General features: G+C 74.9%; 20 protein-coding genes. 12 read left to right on the top strand and 8 right to left on the bottom strand.

The window, feature by feature from the left end:
* Positions 1–12 precede the first annotated feature (12 nt).
* Positions 13–1,071, top strand: a complete 1,059-nt coding sequence (locus ACIOC1_RS21070; RefSeq protein ID WP_401856005.1) for an NAD-dependent epimerase/dehydratase family protein — start codon at positions 13–15, stop codon at positions 1,069–1,071.
* Positions 1,072–1,204: 133 nt separating this feature from the next.
* Here the strand turns inward: ACIOC1_RS21070 and ACIOC1_RS21065 are convergent, their stop codons facing one another.
* Both ACIOC1_RS21065 and ACIOC1_RS21060 read right to left on the bottom strand, forming a co-directional pair.
* On the bottom strand, positions 1,205–2,323 hold the full coding sequence (locus ACIOC1_RS21065) for a HAMP domain-containing sensor histidine kinase (protein WP_355339181.1): 1,119 nt from the start codon (positions 2,321–2,323) through the stop codon (positions 1,205–1,207).
* Positions 2,316–3,131 (bottom strand): response regulator transcription factor, encoded by an 816-nt coding sequence (locus ACIOC1_RS21060; protein WP_401856002.1) that lies wholly within the window; start codon positions 3,129–3,131, stop codon positions 2,316–2,318. Before ACIOC1_RS21060 ends, ACIOC1_RS21065 begins: the two co-directional genes overlap by 8 nt.
* Before the next feature lie 277 nt (positions 3,132–3,408).
* Here ACIOC1_RS21060 and ACIOC1_RS21055 point away from each other — a divergent pair, with 277 nt between their 5' ends.
* From ACIOC1_RS21055 to ACIOC1_RS21045, 3 genes are read left to right on the top strand one after another with little or no spacing between them, the layout of a single operon-like run.
* Positions 3,409–4,200, top strand: coding sequence for a glycosyltransferase family 2 protein (locus ACIOC1_RS21055; RefSeq protein ID WP_401856108.1), 792 nt, complete (start codon positions 3,409–3,411; stop codon positions 4,198–4,200).
* Complete coding sequence (locus ACIOC1_RS21050; protein WP_401855999.1) at positions 4,197–4,895, top strand: DUF2064 domain-containing protein; 699 nt, start codon at positions 4,197–4,199, stop codon at positions 4,893–4,895. The genes ACIOC1_RS21055 and ACIOC1_RS21050 overlap by 4 nt, the downstream gene beginning before the upstream one ends.
* Positions 4,892–5,566 (top strand): methyltransferase, encoded by a 675-nt coding sequence (locus ACIOC1_RS21045; protein ID WP_401855996.1) that lies wholly within the window; start codon positions 4,892–4,894, stop codon positions 5,564–5,566. Before ACIOC1_RS21050 ends, ACIOC1_RS21045 begins: the two co-directional genes overlap by 4 nt.
* A 47-nt stretch (positions 5,567–5,613) precedes the next feature.
* Here the strand turns inward: ACIOC1_RS21045 and ACIOC1_RS21040 are convergent, their stop codons facing one another.
* The 3 genes from ACIOC1_RS21040 to ACIOC1_RS21030 all read right to left on the bottom strand — a co-directional run bounded on the left by ACIOC1_RS21040 (position 5,614) and on the right by ACIOC1_RS21030 (position 7,796).
* Positions 5,614–6,051: a hypothetical protein gene (locus ACIOC1_RS21040; protein ID WP_401855994.1), complete on the bottom strand. Its 438-nt coding sequence runs from the start codon at positions 6,049–6,051 to the stop codon at positions 5,614–5,616.
* 66 nt (positions 6,052–6,117) lie between these two features.
* On the bottom strand, positions 6,118–6,642 hold the full coding sequence (locus ACIOC1_RS21035) for a hypothetical protein (RefSeq protein ID WP_401855992.1): 525 nt from the start codon (positions 6,640–6,642) through the stop codon (positions 6,118–6,120).
* Positions 6,639–7,796 (bottom strand): molybdopterin-dependent oxidoreductase, encoded by a 1,158-nt coding sequence (locus ACIOC1_RS21030; protein ID WP_401855989.1) that lies wholly within the window; start codon positions 7,794–7,796, stop codon positions 6,639–6,641. The genes ACIOC1_RS21035 and ACIOC1_RS21030 overlap by 4 nt, the downstream gene beginning before the upstream one ends.
* Before the next feature lie 189 nt (positions 7,797–7,985).
* On the opposite strand from ACIOC1_RS21030, the gene ACIOC1_RS21025 reads away from it, so the two are divergent.
* Together ACIOC1_RS21025 and ACIOC1_RS21020 are read left to right on the top strand one after the other, a co-directional pair.
* Positions 7,986–9,473: a glycosyltransferase 87 family protein gene (locus ACIOC1_RS21025; RefSeq protein WP_401719467.1), complete on the top strand. Its 1,488-nt coding sequence runs from the start codon at positions 7,986–7,988 to the stop codon at positions 9,471–9,473.
* A gap of 173 nt (positions 9,474–9,646) precedes the next feature.
* A complete protein-coding gene (locus tag ACIOC1_RS21020; RefSeq protein ID WP_355339205.1) occupies positions 9,647–10,897 on the top strand; it encodes a M14 family zinc carboxypeptidase in 1,251 nt (416 codons plus the stop codon).
* Here the strand turns inward: ACIOC1_RS21020 and ACIOC1_RS21015 are convergent.
* Together ACIOC1_RS21015 and ACIOC1_RS21010 are read right to left on the bottom strand one after the other, a co-directional pair.
* A complete protein-coding gene (locus ACIOC1_RS21015) occupies positions 10,866–11,441 on the bottom strand; it encodes a GNAT family N-acetyltransferase (RefSeq protein WP_401311507.1) in 576 nt (191 codons plus the stop codon). The two genes, ACIOC1_RS21020 and ACIOC1_RS21015, sit on opposite strands and share 32 nt — an antisense overlap.
* Positions 11,442–11,599: 158 nt before the next feature.
* A complete protein-coding gene (locus tag ACIOC1_RS21010; protein WP_401855985.1) occupies positions 11,600–13,003 on the bottom strand; it encodes an MFS transporter in 1,404 nt (467 codons plus the stop codon).
* A 349-nt stretch (positions 13,004–13,352) separates the two neighbouring features.
* Here ACIOC1_RS21010 and ACIOC1_RS21005 point away from each other — a divergent pair, with 349 nt between their 5' ends.
* Both ACIOC1_RS21005 and ACIOC1_RS21000 read left to right on the top strand, forming a co-directional pair.
* The gene (locus tag ACIOC1_RS21005; protein WP_401855983.1) at positions 13,353–14,294 is read left to right on the top strand and encodes a helix-turn-helix transcriptional regulator; all 942 of its coding nucleotides are present in this window, start codon (positions 13,353–13,355) and stop codon (positions 14,292–14,294) included.
* A 68-nt stretch (positions 14,295–14,362) separates the two neighbouring features.
* On the top strand, positions 14,363–14,620 hold the full coding sequence (locus ACIOC1_RS21000) for a lipopolysaccharide assembly protein LapA domain-containing protein (protein WP_391049575.1): 258 nt from the start codon (positions 14,363–14,365) through the stop codon (positions 14,618–14,620).
* Positions 14,621–14,711: 91 nt separating this feature from the next.
* On the opposite strand, the gene ACIOC1_RS20995 is transcribed toward ACIOC1_RS21000, so the two are convergent.
* Positions 14,712–15,203: a GNAT family N-acetyltransferase gene (locus ACIOC1_RS20995; protein ID WP_391163674.1), complete on the bottom strand. Its 492-nt coding sequence runs from the start codon at positions 15,201–15,203 to the stop codon at positions 14,712–14,714.
* Between the two features lie 89 nt (positions 15,204–15,292).
* Between ACIOC1_RS20995 and ACIOC1_RS20990 the strand changes: the two genes are divergently transcribed.
* From ACIOC1_RS20990 to ACIOC1_RS20975, 4 genes are all read left to right on the top strand, one after another.
* Positions 15,293–16,105: an exodeoxyribonuclease III gene (locus ACIOC1_RS20990; protein ID WP_391163676.1), complete on the top strand. Its 813-nt coding sequence runs from the start codon at positions 15,293–15,295 to the stop codon at positions 16,103–16,105.
* Between the two features lie 112 nt (positions 16,106–16,217).
* Positions 16,218–16,955 carry a Mut7-C RNAse domain-containing protein gene (locus ACIOC1_RS20985; protein WP_355339223.1) on the top strand — a complete coding sequence of 246 codons (738 nt, stop codon included), beginning with the start codon at positions 16,218–16,220 and terminating at the stop codon, positions 16,953–16,955.
* Positions 16,956–17,187: 232 nt separating this feature from the next.
* Positions 17,188–17,865 carry a helix-turn-helix domain-containing protein gene (locus ACIOC1_RS20980; RefSeq protein ID WP_355339226.1) on the top strand — a complete coding sequence of 226 codons (678 nt, stop codon included), beginning with the start codon at positions 17,188–17,190 and terminating at the stop codon, positions 17,863–17,865.
* Positions 17,862–18,407: a dihydrofolate reductase family protein gene (locus ACIOC1_RS20975; protein WP_401855979.1), complete on the top strand. Its 546-nt coding sequence runs from the start codon at positions 17,862–17,864 to the stop codon at positions 18,405–18,407. Before ACIOC1_RS20980 ends, ACIOC1_RS20975 begins: the two co-directional genes overlap by 4 nt.
* Positions 18,408–18,450 lie beyond the last annotated feature (43 nt).

The following is an 18,450-nucleotide window of genomic DNA, read 5'->3' as shown; positions in this document are numbered from 1 at the left end:
ACGGTCGGGCCCATGCTGGTACTTGTCACGGGAGGCGCGGGCTTCATCGGCTCGCACATCGTCACCGCGCTGCGCACCGCCGGACACCGGGTACGGGTCCTCGACGCGCTGCTGCCCGCCGCCCACCGGGCCCTGCCGCCGCCCGTGCCCGACGGCGTCGAATGGCGGCACGGCGACGTCCGCGACCGGGCCGCCGTCGAGGAGGCCCTGCGCGGCGCCGACGCGGTCTGCCACCAGGCCGCCATGGTCGGCCTCGGCAAGGACTTCGCCGACGCCCCCGACTACGTGAGCTGCAACGACCTCGGCACCGTCGTGCTGCTCGCCGCCATGGCCGACGCGGGCGTACGGTCGCTCGTCCTCGCCGGGTCGATGGTCGTCTACGGCGAAGGACGTTACGAGTGCGCGCGGCACGGCGTCGTACGGCCGGGGCCGCGACAGGTCGCCGACCTCGACGCGGGCCGCTTCGAACCGCCGTGCCCCCGCTGCGGCGAACCGCTCGCGCCCGGCCTCGTCGACGAGGACGCGCCCGCCGACCCCCGCAACGTCTACGCCGCCACCAAGCTCGCCCAGGAACACCTCGCCGCCGCCTGGGCCCGCGCCGCCGACGGCCGGGCCGTCTCCCTGCGCTACCACAACGTCTACGGGCCCGGCATGCCCCGTGACACCCCCTACGCCGGTGTCGCCGCCCTCTTCCGCTCCGCCCTCGCCCGCGGCGAGGCCCCCGCCGTCTTCGAAGACGGCCGCCAGCGCCGGGACTTCATCCACGTCGCCGATGTGGCCGCCGCCAATGTCGCCGCCCTCGCCCGGCTCGGCGACCGGCCGCCCGGCGGCCTGCGCCCCTACAACATCGCCACCGGCACGCCGCGGACCGTCGGCGAGATGGCCACCGTGCTGTCCGCCGTCACCGGGGGGCCCGCGCCCCGCGTCACCGGGGCGTACCGGCTCGGCGACGTCCGCCACGTCACGGCCTCCGCGGCCCGCGCCCACCACGAACTCGCCTGGTCCCCCCGCGTCCCCTTCACCCAGGGCGTCACCGATTTCGCCCACGCCCCCCAACGCCCGTCGGCCTAGCCGGCCAGGCCCCCCATCCCGCAGGCGGCTGCACCCCCGAGCGCGCGGGAACTGCGCGAGCAACCCACCACCGGCCGGCGGTCCGGGGACGACCGACTTGCCCCCTGCCCCTGAAGGCACGGGGTGCCGCCCGTTAGAGGGGGGCGGCGGGGAGGACGACGTCGAAGCGGCAGCCGCCGGGGACGTTGTGCACGGCGGCACGCCCATGATGGGCCTCGACGATGCCACGGACGATGGCGAGCCCGAGCCCCGCCCCCGCCGGAGGCGTCCGCGCCCCGGTCCCGCGCCACCCGGTGTCGAAGACGCGGGGAAGGTCGTCGGCGGGGATGCCGCCGCAGCCGTCGGTGACGGAGAGCACGACGGAGCCGGAAGCGGCGTCGCGCCGAGCGGAAACGGCGACAGTGCCGTCCGCGGGGGTGCGGTGGATGGCGTTGGCCAGGAGGTTGGCCAGGACCCGCGTCATCTCACGGCCGTCGACCTCCACCGGCACCGGCTCGACCCCGTCGCCGACCAGCCGTACCCCGTGCTCGCGCGCCAGCGGATTGGCACCCGCTATGGCGTCGCCGACGAGGTCGTACATCGACATGCGGGTGGGGGAGAGGGCGAGAACGCCCGCCTGGATGCGGGAGAGTTCGAAGAGGTCGCCGACCATGCCGCTGAGCCGGTCGACCTCGGCCCGTATCTGCTTGTGGTAGCGGGCCGGGTCCTCCGCTATGCCGTCCTCCAGCGCCTCGGTCATCGCCCGCAGCCCGGCGAGCGGCGTCCGCAGGTCGTGCGAGATCCACGCGACCAGCTCGCGGCGCGACGCCTCAAGGGCGCGCTCGCGCTGGCGCGAGTCGGCCAGCTTGGCGCTGGTGACGGCCAACTCACGGCCGAGTTCGGCGAGTTCGGCCGTGGGTGCGTGCGCGGGAGCGGCAAAGGCGTCGCCGTCGCCGAAGGCGCGCGTGGCGGCGGCCAGCGCGCGGCTGCCCGCCACGACCCGTCGCCCCAACAGCAGCGTGACGCCCAGCGACACCACGGCCGCCATCCCGCACACCGTCGTGACCACACCCAGGTCGTGCTGCGACAGGAACATCGCCCACGCCACCGACAGCGTCCCCGCGAGCATCGCCGCCACCGTCACGACGGCGACCACGGCGAGCGACAACGCCACCGACCGGTGCCGCAGCAGCCGCAGCGCGACCGCTCCGAGCACCCCGGCCGCCCCCGCCCCGGCCGCCGCGTAGGCGGCGATGAGCACCACGTCACGCATCGTGTCCCCCGCCCGAAGCCGGGGCCGCGCCCATGCCCCCGTCGCCCATGCCCCCGTCGCCCACCGGGTCGTCCGCCGGGTCGTCGGACGGGTCGAAGCGGTAGCCGACGCCCCAGACGGTGGTGATCAGGCGGGGCCGGGCGGGGTCGGCCTCGATCTTCTCGCGGAGGCGGCGGACGTGGACGGTCACGGTGGAGAGGTCGCCGAATTCCCAGCCCCAGACGCGGCGCATGAGTTCCTCGCGGCCGAGGACGCGGCCCGGGTGGTGGAGGAAGAAGGCGAGGAGGTCGAATTCGCGGATGGTGAGGGGGAGTTCGGCGCCGTGGCGGGTGGCGCGGCGGGCGGCCGGGTCGAGGGCGAGGGAGCCGGAGCGCAGCCACGCGCCGGGGGCGGAGGCGGGGTCGGGCGGGCTGCCCGCGCGGCGCAGGACGGACTCGACGCGGAGCACCAGCTCGCGAGGGCTGAACGGCTTGGTCACGTAGTCGTCCGCGCCGACTTCGAGCCCGAGGATGCGGTCGTCCTCGTCGCCACGGGCGGTGAGCATGACGACCGGCACGGGTCCGTTCTCGCGGATACGGCGGCAGACCTCGAGGCCGTCCATGCCGGGCAGCATGAGGTCGAGGACGACCAGATCGGGCCGGAGGGCGGCGGCGCGGGCGACGGCGGAGGGGCCGTCGGCGACGCGCTCGACGGCGAAGCCCGCCCGGTCGAGGTAGCCCGCGACGACCTCGGCGACAGTCGGGTCGTCGTCCACGACGAGGACCCGGCGGCGCGGGGCCGGGGCGGCGGGCACGGTGGGGCTGGTCATGCTGTCGAGTCTGACACCCGCCACGGACAGTGACGCCGGGCCGGAGGCCGGGGAGCGGTGCCGTCCGTGTTTCGTAAGGATCGTGGGTCCGTTATGTCCCTTGCGTCTCCGTAGGGTGATCCGTGTGACCAAGCCATCGCCCACCGTGGCCGGCGTCCCCGGCGTCCCCGGTGACGTCCGGTCCGCCGTCCCGGCCGACCTCCGCCCGGACGCCCGCCTCGATGTCCGTGCCGGCTCCCGCCCCGGCCCCCGTCCCCCCGCCGTCGCGGACGTCGTCCTGCCGTGCCTCGACGAGGCCGCCGCCCTGCCCTGGGTGCTGGACCGCGTTCCGCCCGGCTGGCGCGCGATCGTCGTGGACAACGGCTCCACGGACGGCTCCGCCCGGATCGCCGCGGAACACGGCGCGTACGTCGTGCACGCGCCTGTACGCGGCTTCGGCGCCGCCTGCTACGCCGGACTGCTCGCCGCGACCGCCGACGTCGTCTGCTTCTGCGACTGCGACGGCTCCCTCGACCCGGCGCTGCTGCCGACCGTTGCGGGGCCGGTGCTGGACGGCGCCGCCGACCTGGTGCTCGGCCGCCGCCGCCCCACCACCTTCCGCGCCTGGCCGCCGCACGCCCGGCTGGCCAACCTCCAGCTCGCCCGGCTGCTGCGCCGCCGCACCGGTCTGCGCCTGCACGACCTCGGCCCGATGCGGGCCGCCCGCCGCGAGGACCTGCTCGCGCTCGCCCTCACCGACCGCCGCTCCGGCTACCCGCTCCAGATGGTGGTCCGCGCCGCCGACGCGGACTGGCGGATCCGCGAGACCCCCGTCCCGTACGCGCCGCGCACCGGCCGCTCCAAGGTCACCGGCACCTGGCGCGGCACCTGGCACGCGGTCCGCGACATGACGGCGGTACTGAACGAAAGAGCCGGTACCGAGAAGGCCGGTGACGGGAGAGCCGGTACCGAGGAGGCCGGTGACGGGAGAGCCGCTACCGAGCAGGCCGGGAACGCGACGGTCGGCAGCGAGTCGGCCGGTCACGCCACCGCGGGCACCGACTCGACGGTTACGGCGGGTGCCCGATGAAGGCCGCGACGACGTTGCTGGTGATCGCCAAGGCTCCGGTGGCCGGGCGCGTCAAGACCCGTCTGACGCCGTACTGCACGGCCGCCGAGGCCGCCGTCCTGGCCGAGGCGGCGCTCCGGGACACGCTGGCCGCGGGCCTCGAACTCCACGTGAGCCGACGGGTGTTGGTCCTGGACGGCGCTCCGGGACCGTGGCTGCCGGACGGCTACGAGGTCGCACCGCAGACCGGCGGCGGCCTGGACGAACGACTGGCCGGGGCCTTCGCCCTGTGCACGGGACCCGCGCTGCTGGTCGGCATGGACACCCCCCAACTCACCGCCGTCCTGCTGGAGTCCGCGCTGCGGCCGGACGCGTGGGACACCCGCGACGCCGTCTTCGGACCCGCCGCCGACGGCGGCTTCTGGGCGCTCGGCCTCGCCGAACCCGCCCGCCCCGACCTCCTCCTCGGCGTCCCCATGTCCACCCCGCACACGGGCGCCGTCCAGCGTGCCCGCCTCACCTCCGCCGGACTCCGCGTCCACGACCTCCCCTTGCTGCGGGACGTCGACACCCCGTCCGACGCCGCCGACGTCGCCGCCCTGGCACCGGCCACGCACTTCGCCGCGGCCTGGCGCCGCCTCGCCCCCATGAGCCGTCCCGCCGCCGCCACCGCCACCGCGCCCGCCGCTCCAGCCCCCGCCGGTGCCGCCCGGTGACCACCTCCGTACCCGTCGCGCGGTCCGCCACCGCGACCACCTGGGGCGGCGATCCGTACGCGCGCGCCCTGGTCAGCGGGCGCGGGCCGCTGTTCCTGCGGCGGGAGGACGGCTGGCTGCTGCCGCTCGAGGTCGAGCGCTGGTGCGCAGCGCCGGACGCCGCCGACCGTACGATGCTGCGCCGTTGCCGTGGACCGGTACTGGACATCGGCTGCGGTCCCGGGCGGCTGGTGGCCGCCGTCGCCGGGTACGGGGTGCCGGTCCTCGGGCTCGACGTGAGCCCCGCCGCCGTGGCCCGCACCAAGGGCGCGGGCGGCGCGGTCCTGTGCCGCTCGGTCTTCGACCGCCTTCCCGCGGAGGGCCGTTGGGGCACCGCGCTGCTCGCCGACGGCAACATCGGCATCGGCGGCGACCCGCACACCCTCCTCGCGCGCGTCCGCGAACTCCTCGCCCCCGGCGGCCGGTTGCTCGCCGAGGCCGCGCCGCACGAGGTGGACGAGCGGGTGACCGTACGCGTGGAGGACGCCCACGGACGGCAGGGCCGCGACTTCCCGTGGGCCCGCCTCGGCCCCCTCGCGCTGCGCGCCGCCGCGCGCGCCACCGGCTGGTCGGTGGCGGAGGAGTGGTCGACGTCGGGCCGCCGCTTCGCCGCTCTGGTCAGCGTGCGGTAGGCGCGTGACGGCTCGCGCAGCGGCGTCCCGACACCGAGCCCGGTACGTCAACTCGGCGTCAGCGTGGCCTCCATGACCCGGTAGCGGCCGGACGGGATGTCGTTGTCCATACGGATCCGCAGCGTGCCGGGCTCACCCGCGTCGACCGCGATGCGCCAGATCCACCCCTCGGCGTACTCGCCCTCGACGTCGATGCCGTGCGGTCCGGGCGTGCCGTGCATCAGCAGCGGGGCGGGCTGCTGATGCCAGGAGTCCGCCCACAGCGCGGTGAGCCGGGTGTTCTCGTCGGTCGCGCCGACGGTGAGCATGCCGTCCTGCGGTCCGTCGTCCGGGTGCTGCCAGGTGTAGGTGACGCTGGCCAGGTGACCGGCGGCGCCGAGGACGACCCGGGCGCCGGCCGGGGCCTCGTGGAAGGGGTCGGTGGGCATGAGCCGGAAGCCGGACCGTCCGTGCCAGGCGCCGGGGACATCGGGGAATACCGTCATGCCCCCATCCTGGACTCCCCGGCGCCGGGCCGCTCGAAGGCGCGGTCCCGGGGCCGGAACACGAGGTCAGCGGCGGAGCCCGCGCGCCGTGCGTCCCACCGCCGCCACCCCCGCCCTCCCGGCCGCTCTCAGCCGTGGACCCGCACCGCGTACCCTCCGCCCCAGTTCGCGCCGCCGCGCCCACCCCCGGCGGCCGACCGCCCCGCACAGGGCGAGGGCCAGGACCGTGCCCACCGCGATCGCGAGGCCGCGCGGATAGTCCAGGGGGAGGACGGACGGGTTGGCGGTCGGGCGCGGGCGCAGGAGCACGGGCAGGGCGATCAGGACGAGGCTGCCCGCGACGACGAAGGGCCACCGCGGACGGAGGCCGGGGCGGGTCGCGGCCAGGGCGCCGAGAGCGAGGACGGCGGGGACCAGGACACCGTCGTGGAGCACGACGGCGCCCACGAGCCACTCCACCACCGCGGGCCAGTCCGAGATATGAGGGTCCGTCAGAAGCAGTGTCGCGCCGAAGGCCATACCGGCGAGGCCGACGGCGCCGACGCCGTACCGCAGGAGGGTCGCCGGGCGTACGGCGGTGGGGCGTCTCATGTCAGCACCTCAAGACGGGTGACCCATTTGGTCTGGAGGACGCCCGGCCGGTTGGGGGCGATGATCCGGGCGGGGAAGCCGTGGTCGGGGGAGAGGACGTCGCCGTTCAGGGACAGCGCCAGCAGGGTCAGCGGGTCGCGGGCGTAGAGGTCGCCCATCTCCATCACGGCGTAGGCGCCGTGCTGTTGGAGCGAGACGACGCGGACCCGCGCGTGGTGCGGGGCGCCCGCGCGGTCGAGGAGGTCGCGGATCCGGATGCCCGACCAGTGCGCGTTCTTGCTCCAGCCCTCGACGCAGGCGATCGGCAGCACCACGGAACGCTGTGGCAGCGCACGGAGTTGAGGCAGCGTCAGTTCGTACGGGCGCGGGCCGCGTACGGTCAGACGCCAGTCGGCCAGGCGCGCCGCCGTGATGCCAGCGGCGGCGGCCGTACGGTTCACCGGCAGGTGCTGCGGGCCGTGGTCGGGGTGGCGGGGGGCCAGCAGGTCGAGGTCCTTGAGCGGGGTGAGGCTCTGCCCGACGGTCGTCACCGTCACGGCGCCGACCGCCGCGCCCACCGTGGCCAGGAAGGCCCGCCGGTCCCGGCCGTCGGCGGCGGGCAGCCGCAGCGTGCCCGGTGAGCGGCGCCACCAGTGCGCCGCGATCTCCGGCGCCTTCACCGCGATGTGCAGCGCCAGCGCGCCCACCACGACCCACGCCAGCGCCCAGTGGGCCGGACGGAAATTCCACGGCCAGGGGTACCACTGCACGGTGTTGAGCAGGCCGGTGGCCAGTTGCAGCAGCGTCGCCGCGACCAGGACCAGGATCGACAGCCGCTCGAGGCCGTGCAGTACGGATCGCAGCGGCGGCCAGGCGAACAGCCGCGGATAGACCGTCCACAGCTTCGCCAGCACCAGCGGGATCGCGGCGATGCCGGTCGCCACATGCGTGCCCTGGGTCAGCCGGTAGCCCCAACTCGGGCGGCTGGGGAGGTGGTTCACCGCCCAGCTCGGCGGCTGCTGCAAATAGTGGCTGACCAGCCCGGTCACGAAGCACACGACCAGCGCCGCCCCCAGCACCCGCCCCAGCGACACCGCCGTCCGCGCGTCGTGCAGCCGCCCCCTGAACGCGCCCTCCCGAAGCGGCCCCACCCGCGCCCACGCCGGAAACAGCACCGCCGCGGGCCGAGCGTGAGGCTTCGGGGCCCGCGGGGCGGGCCGTTCGGGAGGTGGAGGAGGTGTATCGGTCATGAGGCCATCTCACCCCCGCCGAGGCCCCCGCAGGACCGCGCGACTCCTTACGGAACGCGTACGTCGCAGCGGTTCGGCTCCCGCTCGCCACGACCGGATGCGAGCGTGTGACCTGTGGGAATCCGTACCTCGCTCCTCGCCGCCCCCCGCAGGGCCGCCGCCGGCACCACCCCCGGCACCACCCGCCCAAGCGGCGCCGACACCGCGCCCCCGAGCCGCGGCCGACCGGCGACCGCTCTCGTCGCCCTGCTCCTCACCGCCCTCGTCGCCGTCGTCGCGGCGACCCTCGCCGTCGGCGGCACCGAAGGCCGTCCGGACCGCCTGCCGTACTGGTACGCCGCCGCGTGGGCCCTGTTCGCGGCGGCCCTCCTCGCGCTCCGCAAGGTGCCGCGCCGCGCCGCGACCGTCCTCGTCGCCGCCGGAGGCGTCGCTCTCGCCCTGACCGGCCTGGCCACGGCCCCCCGCACCAGCAACGACATGTACCGCTACGCGTGGGACGGCGCGGTGCAGGCGTCGGGTGTCTCGCCGTACGCGTACCCGCCGAACGCGCCGGAGCTCGAACGGCTGCGGGAGCCATGGCTCTTCCCCCGCCAGGCCGACGGCCACTGCGCGGACTGGACGCAGATCCCTACCACCGCCGGTGACTGCACGCGGATCAACCGGCCCTCCGTGCACACCATTTACCCGCCCGTCGCCGAGGGCTGGTTCCTCGCCGTGCACGCGCTGTCGCCGCCGGGCACCCGGTACAAGCCGATGCAGGCCGGCGGCGCGCTGCTGGCCGCGGCGACCACGGGCGCGCTGCTCCTGGCGCTGCGGCGGCGCGGCGCCGACCCGCGGCGCGCCGCCCTGTGGGCGTGGTGCCCGATCGTGCCCGTGGCGGCCGTCAACGACGCGCACATCGACACCCTCGGCGTGCTCCTGACCGTCCTCGCGCTCGGCGCGACCGCGCGGCCCGTGCGCCGCGGCGCGCTGCTGGGCGCCGCCGTCGCGGTGAAGCTGCTGCCCGCCCTCGCCGTGCCCGGCGCGCTCGCCCGCCGCACCCCGCGCGAGGCGCTCCGCGTCCTGCTCCCCGCCGTCGCCGTAATCGTTCTCGCCTACCTGCCGTACGTCGTCGCGTCCGGCGGCGGGGTGCTCGGCTACCTGCCCGGGTACCTCCAGGAGGAGGGATACGAGCCGGGCAGCGTACGGCGCTTCGCCCTGCTGCGACTGGTGCTTCCGGACGGCGCGGCGGGCCCGGCCGCGATCGCGGCCGTCCTCGCGGTGGTGGTGTACGTACTGCGGCGTGGGGACCGGAACCGGCCGTGGAGCGGGGCCCTGCTCGTGACCGGCACCGCGCTGCTGCTGACCTCACCCTCCTACTACTGGTACGCGCTGTCGGTCGTCGCCCTCGTCGCGCTCGACGGCCGCTGGGAGTGGCTGGCCGTACCGCTGGCCGGACTCGCCCTCTACACCGGGAACGCGATGGGCGCCGGTGCCCATGGAAACGTGCTCCAGGCAACCGCGTACGGAGCCGCCGCACTGATCGTCGTCGCGGGCGCCGTTGTGCGCCGGAACACCTGCGGTAGCACCGTTGACACCCTGCCGCCGCCGTGTCGTACTTAGTGCTTGCCCGGCCGTTCAGCAGTGGCCCCTTCGGCACCCGCGATACGCGCACGCTCTGTGCCGCCGTCACCGAAGCCGCCCGACGGCCGTGGTGGACGGGGTCATGTGGGGGCTGTACCCGACGTCGTCACGCAGTCGCAGCCAGTACGCGCTTCGGCTTCTGGGGGAATGCGGTGGCGAGAGAGCACTATCCGACGACGGCCGAAGTCATCCAGGGCGCACGGCTGTTGACGTTGCGATATCCGAGACTGTGCCGACTGCGGGCTGTCGGCCGGTCGCGGGCCGGGCGGCCCCTGCTCATGCTGACGGTGGATCAGGCGGAGGGCGGGAGCGAGCGGAACGCGCTCGTGGTGGCGGGACCGCACGCCAACGAGGCGGCGGTCGGCGGTGCCACGGTGCTCCGGCTCGCGTACCAGCTCGCCGCCGAGCGCGAGGGCGGCCACGGCGACGGCACCGCCTGGCACTTCCTGCTCTGCATCGACCCGGACGGCGCGGTGCTCAACGAGCCCTGGCTGTGCGGGCCTTACACCCTGCGCGGCCACTACGAGCACTTCTTCCGGCCGTGCGCGGCGGAACAGCCCGAATGGCTGCCGCCGCCGGGAGCCCCCGACGCGTCGCTCCCCGAGACCCGCGCGCTGCTCGGCGTACTGGACGCGCTGCGCCCGGTGTTGCAGTGCTCGCTGCACGGCATCGACGTGGGCGGCAGCTTCGTGCAGCTCACCAGCGACATCCCCGGCGTGCCCGCGCGGATCGGCAAGTCGGCCGCCGAGCTGGACATCCCGCTGGAGAGCGGGTCCTCCGACGCCTTCCAGTGGCCGAGCCCCGGACCCGGCGTCTACGTGATGCCGCCGGACGGCGACCCCGCGACCGTCGGCGACGGCGCCAACTCCACCTGGGCGCACGCCCGCCGCTACGACGGTGTCACCGCCGTCGTCGAAGTGCCCATGTGGGCCTGCGACCGCACCGCCGACATCTCCCCGCACCCCGCGCCCGACCACGCGCTGCGCGTCGCGGGCGCGGCACTCCGCCGCGACCTGCCCCGCGTCGCCCGGGTCCTGGACAACCTCGACCCGCGCCTGGTCGGCGCGGACTCCCCGATGCTGCGCACCGTCAAGGAACTCGTCGGCATCGGCCCCCGGCTGTCCGCCGACTGGGACCCCGCCGTACGGCCGCCCGGCGCGCTCCCGCTGCCGCCGATGACCACCGCGCGCGTCACCAGCATCGAGGTCTACGCGCAGCGCGTCCCGCTGCGCGCCGCCGCGATGCTCCGCCGCGTCGCCGACGTCCCCCGCGTCACGCGCCTGGTGGACGAGTGGTGCGCGGCGTACGAGAGCGCCTACCGCCCGCGCTGGGTGCCGATCGCCGACCAGGTCGAGCAGCAGGCGCGCAGCGTCATCGCGGTGTACGAAGAGCTGCGTACATGACCACGTCCTTCAACTCCCCGCCGACGCGCGCCCAGTCGCGCAGCAGCCCCTCGCGCTGGTAACCGGCGCTCTCCGCGGTGCGCAGCGAACCGGTGTTCCACGGCTCGGCGTACAAGTCGAGCCGGGCGATGCCCAGTTCGTGCAGGCCCCACTCGGTGATCGCCTTCAGCGCCGAACCTGCGGCGCCCGCGCGGCGCGCCGAGGCGAGCACCCAGTAGCCGACCGTGGCGCGGTCCGCGCTGATGATGTCGAGCCCCACGTTGCCGACCGCGCACCCGTCGGACGCCCGAGCGATCACCATCGGGTAGCGGCCCGCCGCCGGCCGTCCCCACTGCCGCTCGACGAAGGCGATCCCCTCGGCGTCGCTGTAGACCGGCGGCACGGTCGTGATCAGCGGAATCAGCGGGTCCGTCGACGCCTCGCGCACCGCGTGCAGGTCGGCCATCGACCACGGGCGCAACGTGTAGTCGCCCGCCCCGAGCACCGGCGGTTCCCTGAGGTCGGTGAGGACGTCCCTGCGGTCCGAGCGGTGCCTGTGGTCCATGCGTCCGATGCTGCCAGCAGGGGACGCGGCGGGCGAGTCCATGACGGACGTACGGGGCACGGGCCCGCGGCCGTCCCCCGTCACCCGTCACCCGTCCCCGCCCCCGTGCTCCGCCACCCGTCCCTGTCCCCGCGCGCCCCCGCGCCCCGCCCTCCCCGTCACCCCCGCGCGCGGACGGGTTCACGCCCCTTCGGCGACCGCAGGAACAGCGCGGAGGCCACCGCACCCGCCGCCACCAGGGCCGCGTTGACCAGTACGGCGAGCGAGATCCCGCCGAGGAGTACGTGCGGCGCCGCCGACGAGGCCGCGCCCGCGCGGGCGGTGACGACCGCGCTCATCATCGGGATGCCCAGCGTGATGCCGACCTGCTGCGTCATCGTGGCGAGTCCGGTGGCCAGACCCTGCTCCTCGTCCGGCAGCCCGGACGTCGCGGTGACCATGAAGCCGACGATCGCCAGCATGTTGCCGACACCGCCGACGAAGGTCGCCGCCAGCAGAAGCCCCAGCCATCCGCGGCCCTCCCCGAGCGGCACCAGCGACGCGGTGGCGACCGCCTGGACCCCGCCGCCGACGATCAGCGTCGCCCGCGTGCCGATCCGGCCGATCACCCGCGCCCCCAGCACCCCGCCCACGACGGTGCCCGCCCCCAGCACACCGAAGGCGAGACCGGTCGCGAGCGCCGAGAACCCCAGCACCTTCTGGAGGTAGAGCGTCATCAGGAAGACCAGCGACGTCTCCGTCACGAAGGCGATCAGCCCGGCCGCGTTCCCCCACACCACCGACCGGCGGCGCAGGAACCGTACCGGCACCAGCGGCGCCGGGGCCCGCCGCTCCACAGCGACGAAGGCGGCCAGCAGCGCCGCGCCCACCGGCAGGGCGGTCAGCGTCACCGGGGAGAGCCAGCCGCGCTCGCCCGCCGACGTGAAGCCGTAGACGACGGCGAGCAGCCCGCCGGTGACGGTCACCGCGCCGGGCACGTCGAGCCGGGGCCGCGCGGCGGGGCGGCTCTCGGCGATCAGCGCGGGCGCCGCGAGCAGCACCACGGCGGCCACCGGCACATTGACGAAGAACGCCCAGCGCCAGCTCAGCAGGTCGGTCAGCACCCCGCCGAGCACCGCGCCCGCCGTGAAACCGGCCGACATCAGCGCCCCGTTCAGACCGAGCGCCCGGTCGCGCAGCGGCCCCTGCGGGAACGACGTGGTCAGCAGCGCCATCCCGGCCGGGGTCACGGCCGCCGTCGCGAGCCCCTGGGCGACCCGCGCCGCCAGCAGCATCGCCGGATCCGTCGCCAGCCCGCCCGCCAGCGACGACACCCCGAGCACCGCCATCCCGGCCAGGAACACCCGGCGCCGCCCGAACAGGTCCGCGACCCGGCCGAACAGCAGAGTGAATCCGGCGGCGGCCAGCGCGAACGCCGTCGCGATCCACTGGAGATTCGCCAGCGAGAAGCCGAGACCGCGGCCGACCACCGGCAGCGCCACGTTCAGGATCGAGAAGTCCACCGCGATCATGAACTGCGCGCCCAGCAGCAGCATCAGCGTCCAGCGCTGCCGCGCGCTCATCGGCGGCGGGCCGGACCTCGGGGCGGTGTCCGGTGCGCCGGTCCCGTCCGTCCGCGCGCTCCCCGTCCCCGCCGCGCGGCCCGCGCCCGTCGTCGGTGCGGGTGCGGGTGCGGATGCCGGTGCGGATGCCGGTGTGGGTGTGGGTGCTGGTGTCGGTGTCGGTGGCGTCATCCTGCGGCCCTCCATAGGGGTGGTGCGGTCACCACGGAAGGCTCGTCGGCGGCGCGGCCCGTACCCAGACCCCCGTTCTTCGTACGCGGGCGGTGCCTACGCGGGCCGTACGTACCTCGGCGGTGCCTACCACCGGCAGGGTCAGGCTCCGCGCCGGGCGCCGGGGCAGACTGGACGCATGGACGGCACCGCGCGCACCCCCTCCGCACTGGGCGAATTCCTCCGCACCCGGCGGGCGCGGCTGCGCCCCGAGGACGTCGGCGTCGTCCCGTACGGTGCCCGGCGCCGCGTACCGGGCCTGCGCCGCGAGGAACTGGCCCAGCTCGCGGGCGTCAGCGTCGCGTACTACACACGGCTCGAACAGGGCCAGAGCGCCAACGCCTCGCAGGCCGTGCTCGACGCGCTCGCCACGGCGCTGCGGCTCACCGACGACGAGCGCGCCCACCTGCGCCACCTCGCGCGCCCCGGCCGCGCGGGACGCCGCGCCCCGCAGCGGGCCGAGACCGTACGGCCCGCGACGCGGCAGCTCATCGCCGCCATGGACGCGGTGCCCGCCGTCGTGATGGGCCGCCGCTACGACGTCCTGGCCTGGAACGCGCTCGGCCACGCCCTCACCGCGGGCCACCTCGACCCCGACGCGCCCGACCGCCCGGCCGACCGCCCCAACGCCCAGCGGATGCTCTTCCTCGACCCGCACACCAGGGAACTGCACCCGCACTGGGACGAGGAGGCCCGGCGCGCCGTCGCCTCCCTGCGGCTGGCGGCGGGCGAGGCGGCCGACGACCGCGGATTCGCCGAACTCGTCGGCGAGCTGTCCATGAAGAGTCCGGAATTCGCCGCCCTGTGGTCCCGCCACCCGGTCAGCAACTGCACCACCGGCACCAAGACCTTCCACCACCCCGTGGTGGGCCGCTTCGACCTCGCCTTCGAGATGCTGCGGACCGGCGACGGCTCGGGCCACCGGCTGCTGCTGTTCAGCGCGGCGCCCGGCACCCCGGACGAGGCGGCGCTGCGCCTGCTGGCGGCGAGCGCCCAGGCGAGTACACAGGGGAGCCCGTACGCGAGCACGCAGGTGAGCGCACAGGCGCGCGCAGCGGACGCGCTCACCCGTTCGGAGTAGTCCGCAGCCCGCCCCGGCGCCCCCGCACCGATCATGAACGCAAGGGGACAGCGCCGAACCGGGAGCAGGTGAGCGTGGTGAGCACCGAGAAGCCGCCGAGCGACAGCAGGTTCGGTTCGCTGGTGACCCCGGGCCGGGTGACCGTGGCCGTGCTCGCGGTCCTCGCCCTGATCTTCATCTTCGAGAACACCCGCGACGTCAAGATCCGGCTGCTGATCCCCGAGGTCACGATGCCGCTGTGGATGGCGCTGCTCGGCTGCTTCATCGTCGGCGCGCTGGCCGGGATGTACCTGCGGCGCGGCGGCCGCAACAGGGGCGGGCGCTGACGCCGGGACCTCGTGCGGGGCGCCGCAATCCGTGGGGTACGCGCGGGTGCGGTGCGATCGGCGGTTTTGACCGGCGGTTTGGATCGGCGGCTTACGGGCCCGGCGGCGTGACCAGCGGCTTGCCGAGGCACACGCTCAGCTCGTCGTGCCGGTAGTAGCCGAATTTCGGCACCGGCAGGTAGCCGCACGAGCGGTACAGCGCGATGGCCTCCGGCTGCCGCTGACCGGTCTCCAGCACCATCCGGGTCCTGCCCGCCGCCGCGGCCGTCCGCTCCAGCTCGGCCAGGATCGCGCGGGCGAGACCGCGCCCGCGCGCCCGCGCCACCACGAACATCCGCTTGATCTCCGCGTCGCCGTCCGCGTGCCCGTCGGGCGAGTCGTCCTGGGCGCGCCAGCCGCCACTGGCCACGGCGTGCCCGTCCTCGTCGTAGGCCAGCAGGTACAGCCCGCGCGGCGGGTCGAAATGGGCCGCGTCCATGAAGGTCGAGTCCCCGTCGCCGTACCGCTCCACGTACTCCTGCTGCACCAGGTCGTTGAGCTTCACCGCGTCGGGGTGGTCGTAACGCGTCGTTCTGATCTCCACGCCCGATATCGTACGTGCGCGGTCGTACGCACGTGCGGACGGGGGATACCGAAGCGGTCCGGCCGACCGGCCCCGGTATCGTCCAGCGCATGTCGACCACCGTCACCACCGTGAACGTCAACGGACTCCGCGCCGCCGCCAAGAAAGGCTTCCTGACCTGGCTGGAGGAGACCGAAGCCGACGTGGTCTGCCTCCAGGAGGTCCGCGCGGAGCCCGACCAGCTCACCGTCGAGCTGCGCGACCCGGCGGGCTGGCACGCCTTCCACGCGCCCTCCTCCGCCAAGGGCCGGGCCGGTGTCTCGCTGTACACCCGCGAGGAGCCCAGCGCCGTCCGCGTCGGCTTCGGCGCCACCGAATTCGCCGCCGCCGGGCGCTACCTGGAGGTCGACCTGCCCGGCACCGGACCCGGTCTGACCGTCGGCAGCCTCTACCTCCCCTCCGGCGAGGTCGGCACCGAGCGCCAGGCGGAGAAGGAGCGCTTCATGAAGGACTTCGCCGTCCACCTCGGCGCGCTCCGCGACCACGCCGCCGAAACCGGCACCCATGCCCTGGTCTGCGGCGACTGGAACATCGCGCACCAGGAAGCGGATCTGAAGAACTGGCGCGGCAACCGCAAATCCGCCGGCTTCCTCCCCGAGGAACGCGCCTGGCTCACCGAACTCTTCGGCCCCGCGGGCTGGACCGACGTCGTCCGCCGCCTCCACCCCGACGTCGAGGGCCCCTACTCCTGGTGGTCCATGCGCGGCCAGGCGTTCGACAACAACACCGGCTGGCGCATCGACCTCCAGGTCGCCACCGAAGCCCTCGCCGCCGCGGCCACCACCGCCGTCGTCGAGCGCGCCGCGAGCTACGACCAGCGCTGGAGCGACCACGCCCCGGTGACGGTGACCTACGACATCTAGGCCACGGCGGCGCGGCGCGCGCGTCACACCCCCGGCTCCGCCGTCTCCAAGGCACTGACGAGCGGCGCGGAACTCCGTGGCCGGGCCCGGCGGGCGATGGCATGCTGAGTCCGTGAACGGACCGCACATCACCGTCAGTATCCCGGCTGAGCTGCACCTCTTCGTGGCCGCCGACCGGCGCCGCGAGGAACCCGGCGCCGTGGTCACCGACGGCACGTCGTCGCTCGGGCACGTCGTGGAGTCGCTGGGCGTGCCGCTCACCGAGGTCGGCGGGCTGTCCGTCGACGGCCGCGCGGTCCCGAACGCGCACGTCCCGGCGCCGGGCGAGGCGGTACGGGTCCACGCGGTCGTGCGGCCGCAGGAGGTGCCGGGCGCGCCGCTGCGCTTTCTGCTCGACGTCCATCTCGGCACGCTGGCACGGCGGTTGCGGCTGCTCGGGGTCGACGCGGCGTACGAGAACGAGGACATCGGCGACCCGGCGCTCGCCGCCCTCTCGGCGAGCGACCGCAGGGTCATGCTCACGCGCGACCGGGGCTTGCTGCGCCGCCGCGAACTGTGGGCGGGCGCGTATGTCTACAGCGACCGCCCGGCCGACCAACTGCGCGACATCCTCCAGCGGTTCGCGCCCGACCTCGCGCCCTGGACCCGCTGCGTCGCCTGCAACGGCCTGCTGACCCCCGCCGACAAGGAGTCCGTCCGCGACCGCCTGGAGGGCGGCACCGAACGCTCCTACGACGTCTTCGCCGCGTGCGCCTCCTGCGGCCGCGTCTACTGGCGCGGCGCCCACCACACCCGCCTCGAAGCCGTCGTCGCCGAAGCACTCCGCGACGCCGCCCCCACCCGCCACTGATCCCACCCGGCACTGATCCCGCGCGGCACTGACCCCACCCGGCTGACCCCGCGCGGACCGGCACCGCGCGGACCTTCACCGCGCGCCGAAGCCGCTGGTGGGACCGCCCGGTGCCCCCATGGGACCGGCCAGTGCCTGCATCAGCCTGACCGCTACCCGCGCCGAAGGCCGCTCGCTCACCGACAAGAGAATGCGTCTGGACAAAAAAAGTTTTCGGTGAGACGCTGAAGCCATGTTGGACGTGAGCGTGATCGAGAACCCCGAAGCGGCGGCGACGTCGCTGGACCCGATACGGTCCCGGCTGCTGGCCGAGCTGGCGGCGGGCCCGGCATCGGCGACGATGCTCGCGGCGAGGGTGGGGCTGCCGCGGCAGAAGGTGAACTACCACCTCAAGGCGTTGGAGAAGCACGGCCTGGTCGAGCTGTCGGGCGAGCGCAAGAAGGGCAATGTCACCGAGCGGCTGATGCGGGCGACCGCGGCCTCGTACGTGATCTCGCCGATGGCGCTGGCCGCCGTGCAGCCCGATCCGGCCCGCTTCCGCGACCAGCTCTCGGCGCGCTGGCTGCTGGCTGTCGCCGCCCGGCTGGTGCGGGACGTCGGCACGCTGATCACGGGCGCCGACCGGGCGCGGCAGCGGATCGCGACCTTCGCGCTCGACGGCGAGGTCCGCTTCGGCTCGGCGGCGGACCGCGCCGCGTTCGTGGACGAACTGACCCGCGGCATCGCCGCGCTGGTCGCCAAGTACCACGACGAGGAGGCCGAGGGCGGGCGTCCGCACCGGATCGTCGTCGCCCTGCACCCCACGGTGAAGACCCCCGAGGCCCCCGCCGTCACGAGCGGTGGCGCCGATGCCGCCGCTGTCGAACCGGCCGTCGGCCGGCCCACCACACCCCCTGAGGAAGCGTCATGAGGAAGCTTGTCGTCAGTGAGTTCCTGTCCGCCGACGGAGTCATGGAGGCGCCCCACGAGTGGCACGGGCCGTACTTCGACGACGACATGGCCGGTGCCGTGTCCGCCCAAATGGACGCGTCCGACGCCCTGTTGCTCGGCCGCACCACCTACGACGGCTTCGCCGCCGCGTGGCCCGCGATGGCCGGCCAGCCCGGCGGCGACCACATGAACGGCATCGCCAAATTCGTCGTCTCCAGCACGCTGGAGAAGGCCGAATGGAACAACTCCACCGTTTTCAGCGGAGATCCGGCCGCCGCCGTCCGCGAGCTGAAGCAGCGGGACGGCGCGAACATCACCGTGATGGGCAGCGCGACGCTCGTGCGGTTGCTGCTCGGGCAGGGCCTGGTGGACGAGTTCGACCTGCTGGTGCACCCGATCGTGGTCGGCCGCGGCAAGCGGCTGTTCCAGGACGGCCTGCCGCAGACCCCGTTCACCGTCGTCTCCTCCGAGATGTTCGCGTCCGGCGTCCACCACGTCGTCTACGCGCCGCGGAAGGCGTAGGGCCGGTCCGCCCTCCCGCACCCGCACGGCCCCCATCCGCGTA

Origin of the sequence: Streptomyces sp. NPDC088197, from assembly GCF_044741185.1 — a bacterium.
In the GTDB taxonomy this organism is placed as follows: domain Bacteria; phylum Actinomycetota; class Actinomycetes; order Streptomycetales; family Streptomycetaceae; genus Actinacidiphila.
This window is presented reverse-complemented; position numbering and strand designations above follow the sequence as displayed.

What these genes read in the sequence shown, in the direction of transcription:
- ACIOC1_RS21070 (WP_401856005.1), top strand. Translation starts at nt 13, where the DNA reads ATGCTGGTACTTGTCACGGGAGGCGCGGGCTTCATCGGCTCGCACATC.
- ACIOC1_RS21065 (WP_355339181.1), bottom strand. Translation starts at nt 2,323, where the DNA reads ATGCGTGACGTGGTGCTCATCGCCGCCTACGCGGCGGCCGGGGCGGGG.
- ACIOC1_RS21060 (WP_401856002.1), bottom strand. Translation starts at nt 3,131, where the DNA reads ATGACCAGCCCCACCGTGCCCGCCGCCCCGGCCCCGCGCCGCCGGGTC.
- ACIOC1_RS21050 (WP_401855999.1), top strand. Translation starts at nt 4,197, where the DNA reads ATGAAGGCCGCGACGACGTTGCTGGTGATCGCCAAGGCTCCGGTGGCC.
- ACIOC1_RS21040 (WP_401855994.1), bottom strand. Translation starts at nt 6,051, where the DNA reads ATGACGGTATTCCCCGATGTCCCCGGCGCCTGGCACGGACGGTCCGGC.
- ACIOC1_RS21035 (WP_401855992.1), bottom strand. Translation starts at nt 6,642, where the DNA reads ATGAGACGCCCCACCGCCGTACGCCCGGCGACCCTCCTGCGGTACGGC.
- ACIOC1_RS21015 (WP_401311507.1), bottom strand. Translation starts at nt 11,441, where the DNA reads ATGGACCACAGGCACCGCTCGGACCGCAGGGACGTCCTCACCGACCTC.
- ACIOC1_RS21010 (WP_401855985.1), bottom strand. Translation starts at nt 13,003, where the DNA reads ATGAGCGCGCGGCAGCGCTGGACGCTGATGCTGCTGCTGGGCGCGCAG.
- ACIOC1_RS21005 (WP_401855983.1), top strand. Translation starts at nt 13,353, where the DNA reads ATGGACGGCACCGCGCGCACCCCCTCCGCACTGGGCGAATTCCTCCGC.
- ACIOC1_RS20990 (WP_391163676.1), top strand. Translation starts at nt 15,293, where the DNA reads ATGTCGACCACCGTCACCACCGTGAACGTCAACGGACTCCGCGCCGCC.
- ACIOC1_RS20980 (WP_355339226.1), top strand. Translation starts at nt 17,188, where the DNA reads ATGTTGGACGTGAGCGTGATCGAGAACCCCGAAGCGGCGGCGACGTCG.
- ACIOC1_RS20975 (WP_401855979.1), top strand. Translation starts at nt 17,862, where the DNA reads ATGAGGAAGCTTGTCGTCAGTGAGTTCCTGTCCGCCGACGGAGTCATG.